The organism is Paenibacillus apii (assembly GCF_011043685.1).
In the GTDB taxonomy this organism is placed as follows: Bacteria; Bacillota; Bacilli; order Paenibacillales; family Paenibacillaceae; genus Paenibacillus_AQ; species Paenibacillus_AQ sabinae.
On sequence record NZ_JAAKGU010000023.1, the window covers coordinates 1 to 15,256 of the forward strand.

The following is a 15,256-nucleotide window of genomic DNA, read 5'->3' on the forward strand; positions in this document are numbered from 1 at the left end:
CTACCACAAGTTTTTAGCTGGGAACGCAAGCGGAACTGATCAAAAAAAGGTCTCTTGCTGACGTTGTATCCGTGCTTGAAAACCAAACAGCCCCCACCTAGCGATGAGGGTTTGCGACTGAAGAGACCTTTCCAATTCTTTTGTGCTCTCCAAAAAAATTTGCATCATTTGTGGTACGGTTCTCTACTCATGATTTCCAACCAATCCGTGCAAATGTCCATCCGATCGACAGCCATTTGCTATTTATTGTGTTAGTCTATCGCCCCATTCTTTAAAGGTTTATTTAAAATATTCCTTTTCAACATGTTATGAATGGAATAAGTATGTTGTTGAAAATAACCGTTGAAAGCAATCATCTGGACACTCTTCAGAGAGTTTAAACTACAGAACATACTTTATTGTAATGAATCATAAATTTGATCTTAATCTTTTTTTCAGTTGCATTATTTCTATAATCTCGTTCTTATCGTAATCATCAAGATTTCTAAAAACTTCAATCAACCTTTTCTCGAATTCATCTTCATATGTCGTCCCATCTTCTGCAACGACACCGGTTAATAGCCAATTTAAGTTCACATTATATTGTGCTCGAATAGATATTAATGTTTCCGCAGATGGATTACTATTTCCCAGCTCAATTTCACTCAGGTTCCCTTGAGAAATTCCTATACTTTTTGCAAATTGAACTTGGTTTAAATTATTTTCTTTACGGATACATTTTATTTTATGGCCAATGTCATTCAACATTTTCACCACCAATCATGAAGTATGTATAATGTTTTTTTAGCATTTTAAAAGGGAGCCACGAATTAATCCCTCGGGCTCCCTTCTAGATGCTGAAAATCATTCATCTTGCATTTCGGTTCACAACATCTTTTACTGGTTCACAACATTTTTTACTGGTTCATGACATCTTTTACTGGTTCACGACTTTTTTATCACTGAACACAAGCTCAATTATCCTTTAATCCCCCTACTCCACCGTCACGCTCTTCGCCAGGTTTCTTGGCTTATCAACATCATGGCCGAGGGCCAAGGATGCGTAGTAAGCAAGCAGCTGCAGAACGACAACGGACAGGGCCGGGGTCAGCATCGGCAAGGTCTTCGGAATGGCAAAGGCCTGGTCGACGGATTTCAGAAGATCAGCAACATGCTCTTCGTGCGTGATCGCCAGCACGTCTGCGCCGCGGGCCTTCACTTCCTTGATATTGCTGACGGTTTTCTCCAGAACGGACTCTTGGGTCGCCACAGCGATAACCGGAATGCCTTCCTCGATCAAAGCCAACGTTCCATGCTTCAGTTCACCCGCCGCATAGGCTTCAGAATGAATATAGGAGATTTCTTTCAGCTTCAGCGAGCCTTCTTGGACAACGGCATAGTCGACTCCGCGGCCAAGGAAGAACAAATGGTCATGCTTCGCAATTTGCTCAGCATACACCTTAACTGATTCCTTTTGTTCCAGAATGGCTTCTACCTGCTCCGGCAGAGACTGCATAGCTGCCAAAATATGGGCGATTTCTTCGTCAGACTGCGTACCGCGAACCTCAGCCATGTACAGGGCTAGCAAGGCAAAGGCGATAATCTGTGAAGTGTAGGCTTTAGTCGAAGCAACGGCAATTTCCGGGCCGGCCAAGGTTACGAGCACATCATCGGCTTCACGGGCAATGGAGCTGCCGACGACGTTGGTGATCGCCAGTACATGTGCGCCATTGGCATGACCTTCACGCAGTGCAGCCAGCGTATCCGCCGTTTCACCCGATTGGCTGACTACGATTACCAGCGTCTCCGGCGTTACGATCGGCGAACGGTAGCGGTATTCCGATGCGATGTCGTTCTCGACAGGAATACGTACCAGCGATTCGATCAGATTGCGTCCTACAAGACCGGCGTTGTACGCGGTACCGCAAGCAACGATCTGAATATTTCTAATGTTCTTGATTTGCTCGGCGGTAAGCTTCAGCTCCGGCAGGATGACCTTGGTTCCTTCCGTATTCATGCGACCGAGCATCGTATCACGATAAGCCTTCGGCTGCTCGTGAATTTCTTTCAGCATGAAATGCTCAAAGCCGCCTTTTTCCGCGGTTACGGCATCCCAATCGACAGTAATCATTTCCCGAGAAATAAAATTACCCTCGATGGTCATTAATTCGACAGCATCTCTTGTAAGTACGGCCATTTCGCCGTCGTTCAAGATATATACGTTACGGGTGTATTCCAGCAGAGCCGGGATATCAGAGCCGATAAAGTTTTCCCCTTCGCCAAGACCGATAATGAGCGGGCTGGCCTGACGTACGGCAACCAGTTTATCCGGTTCGTATTCAGTCAGCACACCCAGTGCAAACGCACCGCGCATGAATTTGATCGCTTTTTGCACAGCTTTGACGATATCTCCTTCATACTCGCGAGCGATAAGGTGAGAAATCACCTCAGTGTCGGTTTCGGAAGAAAAATGGCATCCTCCGGCAATCAGTTCTTCCTTCAGCTCAAGATAATTCTCGATAATGCCGTTATGAACGACCGAGAATTTATGGCTCTCATCCGTATGCGGATGGGAATTGGCATCCGACGGTTTGCCGTGCGTAGCCCAACGGGTATGACCGATGCCGGCGCTGCCGACAAGCGGAGAATCCTCCAGTTTAGACTCCAGGTTCGCCAAGCGGCCAAGTGCCTTCACGATTTGCAGCCCGTCTTTGGTGAACACAGCAATGCCTGCCGAATCATATCCCCGGTACTCCAGCTTTTTCAAGCCCTCTACCAAGATTCCCTGAGAATTCTGATTGCCGATATATCCCACGATACCACACATAAATAATTTCCTCCGTCCATTGGATTATAATGTAGGCAGCATGAGGAAAGAAACGTGCCGTGCGGCATGCTTGAGAATAAGCAAATATTCTGTTGTCAAATTACTCAACAAAATAACCTGTCACATCAACTTAAATCTGGAAATGCACAGTCTTCTCCTCTGCCACGTGCAGATTCGCTTCCGTTCCCTTTGTATGCACACCCATTAATAAGTTCTCTTTTGATTGCGCCCACAAAAACGTTGTCTGAACGGTTGCCCTGTTCGTTTTCCGTTTCCATTTACGGCTCTGGCGCTTCACCGGGAGGTCCCCGCCGAACATTTCGAACACCTCCACCTCGTCAGCTTGAGTTTGCCGTGATCCGGATCAGCACAGCCCATAAAAGGCCTAGCTGCTGCTCCTTCTCCCCCGCGCAGGTTCAAGCTCTGGCGCTTAAGTGGTTAACCTCACGATCCCCGCTTTCTTTCTCGAATAATGAACATAGTCTATTATATGCACGTCACCGCGCTTTTGCAAATGAATTAAAAAATCCGACCTTGCTCTACTATTGGATGCCGCAAAGCCGGATAGGTGATGCTGGAAATCATAAAAAAACAGGGACGCTTCTATACAAGCTCACGCTGAACAACCTCGACAATCCGTCCAACGAATTGGTCCAAATCTTCCTTCACCGGACCCTCGGCCATTACACGAATCAGCGGCTCGGTACCCGAAGGGCGAACCAGCACCCGGCCGTTGCTGCCGAGCTTGCCTTCAACTTCTGTAATAGCTGCCTCAATCGCAGAATTGTTCGGATAGTTGCTCTTGTCCTGCACGCGCACATTGACCAGCACCTGCGGGTATTTGGTCATGATCGACTTCAATTCGCTGAACTTTTTGCCGGAAGAGAGCAGTGTATCCACCAGCTGAATAGCGGTCAAAATGCCGTCGCCGGTCGTGTTGTAATCCAGGAAAATAACATGGCCCGACTGCTCGCCGCCCAGATTATAACCTTTGCTGCGCATTTCCTCCATAACGTAGCGGTCGCCCACTGCCGTCTTCGCCGTGTTAAGAGACAATTTCTCGGCAGCCTTGTAAAAGCCGATGTTGCTCATTACCGTCGAGACAACCGTTCCATCCTTCAGCTTGCCTGCGCGGTTCATCGCATCGCCGCAAATGCAGAGAATAAAGTCGCCGTCTACTTCTTCACCCTTGTCGTCGATGGCAATCAGGCGGTCGGCGTCGCCATCGAAGGCAAGTCCCAAATCCGCGCCAAGCCGCAGCACTTCGTCCTTCAGCTTCTCAGGGTGGGTTGAACCGTAGCCGTCATTAATGTTCAGACCGTTCGGCTCTGCCCCAATTTCAGTCACTTCAGCCCCAAGCTCTCTGAACAGGCGGGGAGCCAGCTCGTAAGCAGCGCCGTGCGCGCAGTCCAGTACAACCTTCAGTCCCTTGAAGCTGTTCGAAATGGTGGTCTTTAAATAATCCAAATAGAGATATTTGGAAGAAAAATCTTCTCTCACGGTACCCAGACCCGAACCGATGGGCCGCGGAAGCTCATCGTTCTCGGCATCCATCAATTCCTCAATGCGCAGTTCGGTTTCATCCGACAGCTTAAAGCCGTCTCCTCCGAAAAACTTAATGCCGTTATCTTGCACCGGATTATGGGACGCCGAAATCATAACGCCCGCATCCGCTTTTAATAAACGGGTAATATATGCGACCGCTGGCGTTGTTACAACGCCAAGGCGGATAACTTCCGCGCCAATCGATAACATACCGGCTACGAGCGCCGATTCAAGCAGAGGGCCGGAAATCCGGGTATCCATCCCGATAACCACCTTAGGCTTCTCCACGTTGGCGGTAAGCACATATCCTCCGCAGCGACCGATGCTGTACGCCATCTCCGCCGTCAATTCACGGTTGGCGACTCCACGCACACCGTCGGTTCCAAAATACTTTCCCATGTCTGTTCTCCTTTTTGTTATGCTGCATCAGCTTAATATTGATAATATATGATTTCAGAATACTCAGTGTTCTGTATACCCTTGAAACAATGGGTTAACCCATCCATTTATAGTCAAGTACAGCTATTACTGCACTGGCGGTACATTTCCCGCTTCCCCAACATTACCGCTTTCGGGAGAAGCTGCCTGCGGCGTAGGGCTCGGGGTGCCATTCACTGCGCTCGGCGGCGGCTCTTCAACAGTTCCGCTGCCGGAGGCGGGTTCAGAGCTTGGCTCTGGCGTTGCTGCAGATCCGTTCACCGGCGAGGCAGATGGAGAGGCGGAGGAAGCCGGATTATGGAGCTGAACCGTTACTGACGGTCTTTGACCGCCGCTCAGCTCAACAAAGCGCGGGAGCGAGATTTGCAACGGCACCACGTGGTTCCCTGCATCCAATCCGCTTAAATCGGCAACGGCTTTGATATTGCCCTTGTCCAATTGATTCAGCAGCGAGCTTGCCCCATATAACGTCAGCGAGACGGAACTCCCTGAAGGACTTGTAACCGAAGCCGTCATTCCGCTGCCAATCCCTTCGAGTGTTACAGGGATGCCCGAGAACGTTCGCTCTCCGGCCTCGGAGGCTGTTACTGTAACATTGACGGATTTCGGCTCTATGCTTTCGGTCCCCTCAGGAGGCTCAAGGTTCAATTTGAGGGTGGACGTTCCAGCGGAGCTTATGGAGCTCAGATCGATCGTAGCTTCATAGGAGGTGACGGAAGCCAGCGCCGGTTCCTGCCCGTATAGTATAACACTGTCCACATCCGAAGTTACTTTTGAAAGCACAAGCGAGTCCGGCAGCCGGCCTGAATATCCGATGCTCAGCGGCACGCTCTTAAAAGGGAGCGTAATCGGCAGGTCGACGGACACCGCCTCAGGCTCGATCACAGCGTCTTTCAGCTCGTTGCCGCTCTTATCGTAGGCGTAGAGCTTCATTCTTTTCTCCGTGACCGTCGCTTTTTCCCCATCCAGTTCAATAATCCCCTGCACTTTCGCCACTTTATCCAGCTCGCTTGCGGCCAGCGTGACTTTGGCTGTTGAGGGCTCGATCACCGGCGATCCCACCTGGTAGCCTTCCGCAGGCGCTCCTTTGGTTGCAACCGTTACAGGAAAAGATTTGGTATTCCGCTGCTCGATACGTACATGCACTTTATCGGGTGTAATTGATATCAGTTGTACTCCGCGGGGAACCGAATATTTCAGGGCGATTTCACTCGTTCCCGGCTTCGCCTGGCTTAAATCAAGCGTTACCTTATAGGCGTCGGAGAATACATAAGTCAAATCAGTGCTCTTACCCATAACTTCCATTCTCACGCTGTCCACATCTCTGGAAAGGATATACTTGTCCTTATCCAGCCCGGTGACCTGAATCGGGACATTCTCGATGATCTTGGTTTCGAGCCGGGAGGTTGTCTGCGGGGTAGACGTGGTATCGGTATGCACCATCGCCCACAAAATAATACTTAAAGCCAGCGCAAGCACCTTGTTAAAATTATTGTTGTTCATCCACTTATCCATTGGATCCGCCCCCCCTCCATTTCCAGAAGGCGTTTCGTTTTTCCGTCAACGGCGAATGGTTCCGCAGCTCTTCATAGAGCTTGGAGATCAGCGACTCTTCATTGATATCCCTGACTACCTGGCCGTTGATGGCAAGCGAAATCTGGCCTGTCTCCTCCGAGACGATCACAGACACCGCGTCCGTTACTTCGCTAATCCCGATCCCCGCCCTGTGCCGGGTGCCCAATTCCTTGCTGATAAAAGGATTCTCCGACAACGGAAGGTAGCAGGCCGCCGCCGCGATTTGGTTCCCTTGCATAATGAGCGCTCCGTCATGCAAAGGGGTATTCGGTATGAAAATATTAATAAGCAGCTCGGAGCTCACCATGGAATTCATCGGAATGCCCGATTCCTTATATTCGTTAAGGCCGGTTGCCCGTTCGAATACGATTAATGCCCCGATTTTTCTGCGTGCTAAATAATTTACGGCTTTAATCATTTCGCCGATTAACTTACTGACCTCCTCATCGTTCTCCGCCGTCCTGCCAAAGAACTTTCCCCTTCCGAGCTGTTCCAGACCGCGCCGCAGCTCCGGCTGAAAGATAATAAACACGGCCAGCACCCCGAAGGTAAACATTTGATTCATGAGCCATTTCAGTGTGTACAGATCAAACAGCGTGCTGAACGCCCAGATGACTATCAGTACCAGAATCCCCTTCAAAAGCTGAATTGCACGGGTTCCGCGGACCATGTTGAGCACTTTATAAATAATATAGCTGACAATCAGAATATCGATGATATCCTTGATAGACTCTTTCCAGGTAAGGTCCGTAAAATAACTCATTGCATAAAAACCCCCGTCAGTTCATATTAGCTGGGTTTATGTAAATTATCTGTTAATTGTGTAACATATCTAGGTTATAACGTTCACGACCATGTTGCAAGTTTGCGCTTAATGCGCCTAAAAAAACCGCAATTTATCAGTGCCAGTCCAAAACACAAGAAGAAACGGCTGCGCCGTCCTCCATTAGAAGGAGGCATCCGTTTCTCGTACGCTGATTGCCTGGAACCAAGATTTCATCTGATCAAAAAAGCGCCGTCTTTTTCGAGAAAAAGAGGCGCGGCAATTCATCATGTTCAGCGGCCGCCGTATTAGCGATAAGCGACATCGGAGAACATATTGGTGACTTTATACCAGATCCAGCTTAATGCCTGGTCTATGCTTTTGACTTGCCCTGAAATGTGGGCGGTCGAGGCCTGGTACAACGAACCGTCGATGACGGTCACATTCCCGTTCACTTCCCCGTACACTTGTGTCTTGCCGTTCTCAACCGTGAGATCGCCGGAGACGCGTTTGCCGGAAGGAACGATGACGGTATTCCCCTGGATTACCACCTGATCGAGATCGGAGCCTTTGACGACTAGCTGCCCGTCCTGTTTCAAGAAGGTGACGGAGCTCATCAGCATAACGAGCAGAAACACCGAAGCCGCCGTAAGAGCGGGATGTCTTCTGATCCAGGTAATAACTCTTTTTTCTTTCTTGGAAGGCGGCAGCGCGCCCATAATGCGTCCCACAAGCTCATCCGAAGCTACAGGGCTCTGGTGCATAAGGGAAAACAGCAGCATATCCGTTTGTTCCAGTTCCTTAAATTGTGCTCGGCATTCCGGACAGGATAGAAGATGCTCCTTCAAGTCCCGCTGCTGCTGTTCGGGCAAGTCGTCGTCCAGGTAATCATGCATCATAGAGACGGCCAGTTTGCATTCCATAGGAGCCAATCCTTTCATAGTGCTATTTATATCCCTTTAAATCGGGTCGCAAGGCTTGCTTAACTTTCATACGCGTCAGATTCATAAAACGTTTCACAAAAATCGCATGTTCCTTTATAATCTTGGGCCCAATTTTTTGCGCAAAAATTCCCGGCCTCGGTGTACCCGGGTCTTAATTGTCGTAACCGGCATATTCAGCACATCGCTGATCTCCTGAAGCGACAGGTCCTGAAGATATCTCAGGATCATGACGGACCGGTATTTGACCGGCAGCTCGTCTATCGCTTCATAAATCGTTCTCTGCGTTTCGGAAAGAATAAGCTCGCTTTCAGGAGTCACGTTATCGCTCGGGATAAGGGAATAGCCGTCAGTCCCCTCCTGATCGCCAAGCTCGGCGTCAAGTGAGTAGGTCGGCCTGCGTTTGCGCAGACGGTCTATGCAAAGGTTGGTCGCAATCCGGTATATCCATGTCGAGAATTTCTGATTATCATCGTAGCGATCCAGGTTCCGATACACTCGCAAAAATGTTTCCTGAACGATATCCTCCGCCTCATGGCGGTTATTCAGCATCCGGTAGCCCAGATGAAAGATTTTATCCTTATATAATTCGACAAGCTCGGCAAACGCTCTTTGATCGCCCTTCAGGGCAAGCTTTGTCAACCTGCCTTCCAAATTCTCCACCAGTTAACTCCCCCAAACTTGCCGCCCTTAGTATGTCGAAGTCCCCCATATTCACGGTACAAGTATTTAAATCGTAATTCAACCACGGGTAAAAATCAAGGGTTGTTCCGGTGTTTTCCAAGCTTAGGCAAACGGCAAAAAGCCCGCCTTCCACTGAATAGAAGGCGGGCTTGCAGTGTCTAGCGAAAGCGAATCAGGGAATGGCCGCGGTATCAGCCCGTATTGCGAAGACCGGCGGCAATTCCGTTGATCGTAAGGAGCACTTCGCGAAGCAGGTCGGGATCGTCCTGCTCGGTCTCCCGCAGTGCTCTAAGCTCGGTTAAGAGCTGAACTTGCAGGTAGCTGAGCGGATCGACGTACGGGTTGCGCAGCCGGATCGATTCTTGAATGACCGGCACATTGTCCAAAATGTCCTGTTGGCCGGTAATCTTCAAAATCAGCTCCGAGGTCAAACGGAATTCTTCCTCAATCTGTCCGTAAATCCGCTTGCGCGCTTCATCGTTCTTGCTCATCTCCGAGTATTCCTTCGCGATCACCAGGTCCGCTTTGGCAAGCGCCATTTGCAGCGTATCAACCAGGCTCGTGAAGAAGGAGAAGTGCTCGTACATATGTTGAAGAATCTTGAGATTCTCTTCCTTGTTATCATAGAAGCTTTGCAGCCCCGTTCCTGCCGCATACCAAGCAGGCAGCAGGTAACGGCTCTGGGTCCAGGCAAATACCCATGGTATCGCCCGCAGATCCTCGAACCGGTCGCTGTTCTTCCGCTTGGACGGGCGGGAGCCGATATTGAGCTCGCCGATTTCCGGTAGCGGAGTCGACTCTTTAAAGAAGCTCAGGAAATCCGGATCGCGGAAGATCAGATCCTGATACTTCGTCAGCGATATCTCGGAAATTTCTCTGCAAATATCTTCCCATTTATTCTCATACAGGTCGCTGTGCGGGGTTCTCGCATTAATGGCCGCGATGACAAGGGCCGACGTCGCCTGCTCCAGACTGCGGTAGGCGATTCCCTTCATCTTATAGCGAGAGGAAATGACCTCGCCCTGCTCGGTAATCTTGATCCCGCCTCCGATGGTGGAAGCCGGCTGAGCCAGAATACTGCGGTTAAGCGGCATACCGCCCCGGCCAAGCGCTCCGCCCCGGCCGTGGAAGAACTTCAGCTTCACATCGTACGAGTCGGCCATGGCCGTAAGCTCCTTCAGCGCTACGCGCAGTTCCCAGTTGGCGGTCACAACGCCGCCATCCTTGTTGCTGTCGGAATAACCAAGCATGATCTCCTGCAGGTTACTCATGGCTTCTACCGCCTGGCGATAGATCGGCAGATTGAAGATCGTGCGCATGATTTCCGGCGCAGCGTGAAGATCATCGATCGTTTCGAACAGCGGAACCGCCTGCAGTGTACAGACAACGGTGCCGTCTTTGTCCCGGCGGAACAGTCCCACTTCCTTGGCGAAGACCATAACCTCCAGAATATCGCTCGCCGCTTCCGCCATACTGATCAGGTAGCTTGTGATACACTGCTTGCCGTACTCGGCCTGAGCCGCGTGAACGGTCCGGTACACTTCCAAACATTCTTCCGTCGATTCGCTGTACTCCTGATAAGGAGAGGTCAGCGGCCGCGGATCGTTAAGCAGCTTCTCCAGAAGCTCGATCTTTTCACTCTCCGTCAGCTTGGAGTAATCCGGCGTGATATCCATTTTGGCCAAAATCTCCGTCATTGCCTTCTCATGCTCCTGGCTGTGCTGACGGATATCGAGTGTCGCCGTATGGAAGCCAAACAACTCTACCTGGCGGATCAATTTTTTAATATAAGTGTCGGCCACGTAATCGGCATAGTGATGCCGCAGACTGCGGTCGATAACGTTCAAATCGTTGATGAGCTCTTCCGGGGAAGAGTAGCGCTCAAGCGTACCTTTTTTCTTGTCGTCCAGCACGTTCTGCGTCTTCGTAATCATGTAGCTGAGTTTGATCCGGTAAGGCTCGTTATCGTTGCGCCATGCATCGCCGCGCTCCAGTTGAACAACCGCCCGGTCTTTCTCAATCGATTCCAGCAGCTCCGGCGTGACATTCACGATGCTGGTGCTAAAGCTCAAATACTGGATCAGCTGGCGCATGATCTGCTGGTATTCCCGTATAGCCATAATGCGCTGAATACGCAGCGTCTGAATGGTAACCGAAGCCGTAACCGAAGGGTTGCCGTCCCGGTCGCCGCCGATCCATGAACCGAACCGCAGGTAAGTCGGTACATGCCAATTCTGTCCAGGATAATACTTGCTCAGGCAGCGCTCAAGCTCCTGATAGACATCCGGCAGCACATGAAAAATCGTCTCATGAAAGTAATACATTCCGTTGCGCACTTCATCAAGCACCGTAGGCTTGCGGTCGCGCAGTTCGTCGGTCTGCCACAAGGTGATAACCTCGTTTAGAAGCTTCTCGCGCAGCTGCTCGCGTTCTCTGAACGTCAAGGTCGGATTGTCCAATCCCGTAACATCATCGGAGATCCGCTTGTGAATATCGAGAATGGCACGGCGCATTGCTTCCGTCGGGTGGGCGGTCATGACCAGCTCCAGCGACAGGCCATTAATAATCTCCCAAACTTCCTTTGGAGAAAAATCCCGTTCCCGCAGTTCCTGAATTGCGCTTTCTATAGAACCAGGCTGAACGGTTTCACCCGCAGAGCGCTCATAGTCTCTTTTCCGGCGAATCCGATGATTTTGTTCGGCGATATTCACCAATTGAAAATAGATGGCGAATGCCCGGATTACCTGATGCCGGTTTTCCGGGTCCAGGGAATTGATTAATTCCTTAAATTCGCTGTGCAGTTCAGGCAAAAACACAGAGCGCAACGATTTACTGGTCTCACGAATCTTCTCCACGATCTCCAGCAGTTCATTGCCGCCTTGATGTACCAAGACTTCGCCCAAAATGTTTCCCAGGAACCGTACGTCTCGCCGCAGCAGGTTATTGGAGTTGACTTTGCCTGCGGTAGTCGTAAGTTCGGTCATGCTGTTCCCCCCATCCTTCTTCCGTATCAATGTCTCATCACAAGTCATGTTTCAAGCTTTCCTCATATCATACAATAAAACGGATCGAAAATCTTCAACTTCTTTCACGGTGAAGCACCAGAGTCTTTAAGATTATACATCAAAATGATTATTTATTCAGGTATATTTTTTCACATTTTTATTAAATTATCGAGAAAATAGCTGGTATCGTTCTAAAATACGTATAAAACGTGAAAGATAAGGCTTACATTTCGGCAATGTTTGTACCTGAGAAGAAATAAATTACGTATGAAAGCCAATAAATTCCTTGCTAAATATCCGAAATTTTTACTTGTTGGACGTTCAATGATGGCGAATATGCCTGCGTTGCGGCTCATCGAGTGTTTTTGGTTAGCAGCTCAGGGCTTGTCCAATGCCTGAATTCCCTTCTCATTATCCCCATGTCAGAGCTGAAATAGGTATCCAGCCGGTGAAATTTGGCGGCCTTAATCCTCGTCTCTAGTTTGTTGGTTTTTCCATTTCTTAAGCACCTCCAGCGTCGGCTGCATGAATTCTGAGCGCTCTTTATCCAGAATCGCCTGCAGGCGGTCACGATCCTCCTCAGCCTTATCCAACAGCTCGCGCGGCACCAAATTCCCTTTTGCGATTGCCCGAAGCAGCACAATAACTACAATCATCAATATCAACGCCACAATATATGCAAGCCCGTATTTGTCCGCAAGCGGCAGCAGCTTTTCCAACTGTGCAATGTCGTCCTGTCTCATTTTCTCATCCCTTTCATTAAGAACGTGAAATCGCCGTCAAATAGGGTTTTAGCCAATCCAATTCAATTTAAAATCAATTCGTTTATTTCCCTCCTTTATTTGGTGTGGTTCAAAAACTCATTCAGAGATGATCATTAATGTGATAAAATGGATATTGTTCGCATTATGTTCGTATTTTTCTATAATATACTCCTTAATCTTCCGTTTCGTAAAATCCGCTTTTCAGCCATTTTCCGCTTGTTATTATCCAATAACGCCCAGTTTTCTTCATTTCCTTGCCTTGTGGCAATTTATCGATGATATATTTACCTTTTGGCAAAATTGATTTATAGTCATATTAACGGCATTTGCAAAATAAGGAGTGTTCGAGATGGAACAAGATTTTGGATTATATATGAAACGGCTGCGCGAGAGCAAAGGTCTTACCCTCAGTCAATTGGCAGTGGCGGCCGGCATCAGCGGTTCACAGATCTCACGAATCGAGAACGGGCTGCGCGGTGTCCCTAAGCCGGCAACCTTGCGCAGACTGGCGGAAGCCATGAATGTCTCCTATGAGGAGCTTATGGAGCGTGCAGGATACTTACAGGAGTATGAGCAGATGGCTGAAGCGATACCGGAATGGGCAACGAGCAGGGACAAACGTGATTTCAAAAAAATGCTGGAGGATGACGGAGAGCTGATGTTTGACGGGATTCCGCTTAACAAAGAAGACAGACAACGGATAAAAGATGTGCTGACAGGCTTGTTCTGGGAAGCCAAGCAGATGAACAAACGAAAGCCAACCTCCAAACCAGACAAATCGGATGATTAATGCCCTTAACCAATACCTATGCTGCAGGTGAATACAATGGATGAACTGGTCAATCAGCTAATACAAAAATATAAAACCAACTGTCCGTTCGAGCTATGCCGTGCTCTAGGTATCCATGTCCGATTTATGGACCTCGGCGGGGGGACCAAAGGGTTATATTATCGCAAGCTGCGAAGAAGGTTCATCGTCATTCATAATGAGCTGTCTTTGGAATGGCAGCGATTCGTTTGCGCGCATGAACTGGGACATGACCGGCTGCATAAAGGAATAAACCGGTTCTTTTTAGAGGAGAATTCTTATTTCGCCCCAGGCAAGCTGGAGCGCCAGGCCAATCGGTTCGCCGTACTATTGTTAAGCGCCGCTGCCTCTCCCGATCACGATGAATCGTTGGAGAGCTTCTATTCACGTTTAGGCATCCCGCCGGAAGTCGGCTTTTTTTTGGAATCTTAAACCGAACATATATTCCCTTATGGGCGACCTCTTAAAATACTTGCATGTCGAATCTCTGCTATTGTCACACTATATAATAGTTGAAAAAAACAAAAAAACTCTTACCAAAGTAAGAGTGTCTGTTCTTCATGAATAGCTGCTTATGTAGTAGTTATTAAAAATGGAGCGGGTGATGGGAATCGAACCCACGCTATCAGCTTGGAAGGCTGAAGTTCTACCATTGAACTACACCCGCAGGTGAAAAATCGGGATGACACGATTCGAACATGCGACCCCCTGGTCCCAAACCAGGTGCTCTACCAAGCTGAGCTACATCCCGTTATAAAGATTTAAATGGCGCGCCCTGAGAGATACGGTCACTTTCGTGCCCGACTGCGATGTATTCCTACCGAAGCTTAGGCTCCGACGAACTCCATCGTTCGAATCAGGAAGGCGCTATTGCATCTTCATGAAGTAATAATGGCGCGCCCTGAGAGATTCGAACTCCCGACCTTTTGATTCGTAGTCAAACGCTCTATCCAGCTGAGCTAAGGGCGCAAAATATGGAGCGGACGACGGGAATCGAACCCGCGACCCTCGCCTTGGCAAGGCGATGCTCTACCGCTGAGCCACGTCCGCAATAAATGAGATGCGCGTGGAGGGACTTGAACCCCCACGTCAAAGACGCTAGATCCTAAGTCTAGTGCGTCTGCCAATTCCGCCACACGCGCAAATTCTTTAAAAGTGAGCCATGAAGGACTCGAACCTTCGACACCCTGATTAAAAGTCAGGTGCTCTACCAACTGAGCTAATGGCTCGCGTAATATAGGGTTCCCGAAAAGTAATCGGAGTCATTCTCTAAGCTTCAATTCACTTTTTGGAGTGAATTGGCTGGGGATATAGGATTCGAACCTATGCATGACGGAGTCAAAGTCCGTTGCCTTACCGCTTGGCTAATCCCCAATAGTGAACACCTATATAATACCCATATTAATCTAAAATATAAGAAATATATGGTGGAGGCTGAGGGGATCGAACCCCCGACCCTCTGCTTGTAAGGCAGATGCTCTCCCAGCTGAGCTAAGCCTCCATAATTATGGCAATCTTCTTGAGGTAATACAGCCTTCGGAATTTTCATCCCTGAGAATATTAAAATAAATGGTGACCCGTAGGGGATACGCCTCGCAAGCGAGTCGACTGCGATGTATTCCTAACGATGTCAATGCTCCGACGAACCATTTGGGATTCTCATCCCGAGCAAAGAAGAAATGGTGACCCGTAGGGGATTCGAACCCCTGTTACCTCCGTGAAAGGGAGGTGTCTTAACCCCTTGACCAACGGGCCTTAAAGAAATGGAGCTCTCAACCGGGATCGAACCGGTGACCTCATCCTTACCATGGATGCACTCTACCTACTGAGCTATGAGAGCATGGCTCCCCGAACAGGACTCGAACCTGTGACAACTCGATTAACAGTCGAGTGCTCTACCAACTGAGCTATCAGGGAATGTTTATCC

At 49.1% G+C, this 15,256-nt stretch carries 12 protein-coding genes and 11 tRNA genes; 3 read left to right on the forward strand and 20 right to left on the reverse strand.

The window, feature by feature from the left end:
* Positions 1–408: 408 nt before the first annotated feature.
* The 8 genes from G5B47_RS25015 to ppc form a co-directional block, all read right to left on the reverse strand.
* Positions 409–747 carry a helix-turn-helix domain-containing protein gene (locus tag G5B47_RS25015; RefSeq protein WP_235957327.1) on the reverse strand — a complete coding sequence of 113 codons (339 nt, stop codon included), beginning with the start codon at positions 745–747 and terminating at the stop codon, positions 409–411.
* Between the two features lie 226 nt (positions 748–973).
* A complete protein-coding gene (gene glmS / locus G5B47_RS25020; RefSeq protein WP_165104173.1) occupies positions 974–2,806 on the reverse strand; it encodes a glutamine--fructose-6-phosphate transaminase (isomerizing) in 1,833 nt (610 codons plus the stop codon).
* Positions 2,807–3,409: 603 nt separating this feature from the next.
* Positions 3,410–4,750, reverse strand: a complete 1,341-nt coding sequence (gene glmM, locus G5B47_RS25025) for a phosphoglucosamine mutase (protein ID WP_165104175.1) — start codon at positions 4,748–4,750, stop codon at positions 3,410–3,412.
* A 126-nt stretch (positions 4,751–4,876) separates the two neighbouring features.
* On the reverse strand, positions 4,877–6,304 hold the full coding sequence (locus tag G5B47_RS25030; protein ID WP_165104177.1) for a CdaR family protein: 1,428 nt from the start codon (positions 6,302–6,304) through the stop codon (positions 4,877–4,879).
* Complete coding sequence (cdaA, locus tag G5B47_RS25035) at positions 6,297–7,127, reverse strand: diadenylate cyclase CdaA (RefSeq protein WP_165104179.1); 831 nt, start codon at positions 7,125–7,127, stop codon at positions 6,297–6,299. The genes G5B47_RS25030 and cdaA overlap by 8 nt, the downstream gene beginning before the upstream one ends.
* 308 nt (positions 7,128–7,435) lie before the next feature.
* Entirely contained in the window at positions 7,436–8,050 is a 615-nt protein-coding gene (locus G5B47_RS25040) for a zf-HC2 domain-containing protein (protein ID WP_165104181.1), read from the reverse strand.
* A gap of 114 nt (positions 8,051–8,164) precedes the next feature.
* The gene (sigW, locus tag G5B47_RS25045; protein ID WP_165104183.1) at positions 8,165–8,731 is read right to left on the reverse strand and encodes an RNA polymerase sigma factor SigW; all 567 of its coding nucleotides are present in this window, start codon (positions 8,729–8,731) and stop codon (positions 8,165–8,167) included.
* Between the two features lie 212 nt (positions 8,732–8,943).
* A complete protein-coding gene (gene ppc, locus G5B47_RS25050) occupies positions 8,944–11,736 on the reverse strand; it encodes a phosphoenolpyruvate carboxylase (RefSeq protein ID WP_165104185.1) in 2,793 nt (930 codons plus the stop codon).
* Positions 11,737–12,024: 288 nt separating this feature from the next.
* On the opposite strand from ppc, the gene G5B47_RS25975 reads away from it, so the two are divergent.
* Complete coding sequence (locus tag G5B47_RS25975) at positions 12,025–12,156, forward strand: hypothetical protein (protein WP_268958540.1); 132 nt, start codon at positions 12,025–12,027, stop codon at positions 12,154–12,156.
* Between the two features lie 65 nt (positions 12,157–12,221).
* Here the strand turns inward: G5B47_RS25975 and G5B47_RS25055 are convergent, their stop codons facing one another.
* Entirely contained in the window at positions 12,222–12,500 is a 279-nt protein-coding gene (locus G5B47_RS25055; RefSeq protein WP_165104187.1) for a hypothetical protein, read from the reverse strand.
* 370 nt (positions 12,501–12,870) lie between these two features.
* Between G5B47_RS25055 and G5B47_RS25060 the strand changes: the two genes are divergently transcribed.
* A complete protein-coding gene (locus G5B47_RS25060) occupies positions 12,871–13,311 on the forward strand; it encodes a transcriptional regulator (protein ID WP_165104189.1) in 441 nt (146 codons plus the stop codon).
* 36 nt (positions 13,312–13,347) lie between these two features.
* Positions 13,348–13,761 carry an ImmA/IrrE family metallo-endopeptidase gene (locus G5B47_RS25065; protein WP_165104191.1) on the forward strand — a complete coding sequence of 138 codons (414 nt, stop codon included), beginning with the start codon at positions 13,348–13,350 and terminating at the stop codon, positions 13,759–13,761.
* 161 nt (positions 13,762–13,922) lie between these two features.
* Here G5B47_RS25065 and G5B47_RS25070 read toward each other — a convergent pair.
* From G5B47_RS25070 to G5B47_RS25120, 11 genes are all read right to left on the reverse strand, one after another.
* Positions 13,923–13,996: transfer RNA gene (locus G5B47_RS25070), tRNA-Gly, on the reverse strand.
* Between the two features lie 10 nt (positions 13,997–14,006).
* Positions 14,007–14,080, reverse strand: a tRNA-Pro gene (locus tag G5B47_RS25075).
* A 141-nt stretch (positions 14,081–14,221) separates the two neighbouring features.
* Positions 14,222–14,298: transfer RNA gene (locus G5B47_RS25080), tRNA-Arg, on the reverse strand.
* Between the two features lie 6 nt (positions 14,299–14,304).
* Positions 14,305–14,379, reverse strand: a tRNA-Gly gene (locus G5B47_RS25085).
* An 11-nt stretch (positions 14,380–14,390) separates the two neighbouring features.
* A tRNA-Leu gene (locus G5B47_RS25090) sits at positions 14,391–14,471 on the reverse strand.
* A gap of 14 nt (positions 14,472–14,485) precedes the next feature.
* Positions 14,486–14,558: transfer RNA gene (locus G5B47_RS25095), tRNA-Lys, on the reverse strand.
* A gap of 70 nt (positions 14,559–14,628) precedes the next feature.
* A tRNA-Gln gene (locus G5B47_RS25100) sits at positions 14,629–14,703 on the reverse strand.
* A 51-nt stretch (positions 14,704–14,754) separates the two neighbouring features.
* A tRNA-Val gene (locus G5B47_RS25105) sits at positions 14,755–14,830 on the reverse strand.
* Between the two features lie 179 nt (positions 14,831–15,009).
* A tRNA-Glu gene (locus G5B47_RS25110) sits at positions 15,010–15,084 on the reverse strand.
* A gap of 9 nt (positions 15,085–15,093) precedes the next feature.
* Positions 15,094–15,169, reverse strand: a tRNA-Thr gene (locus tag G5B47_RS25115).
* A gap of 1 nt (position 15,170) precedes the next feature.
* Positions 15,171–15,246: transfer RNA gene (locus tag G5B47_RS25120), tRNA-Asn, on the reverse strand.
* Between the last annotated feature and the right edge of the window lie 10 nt (positions 15,247–15,256).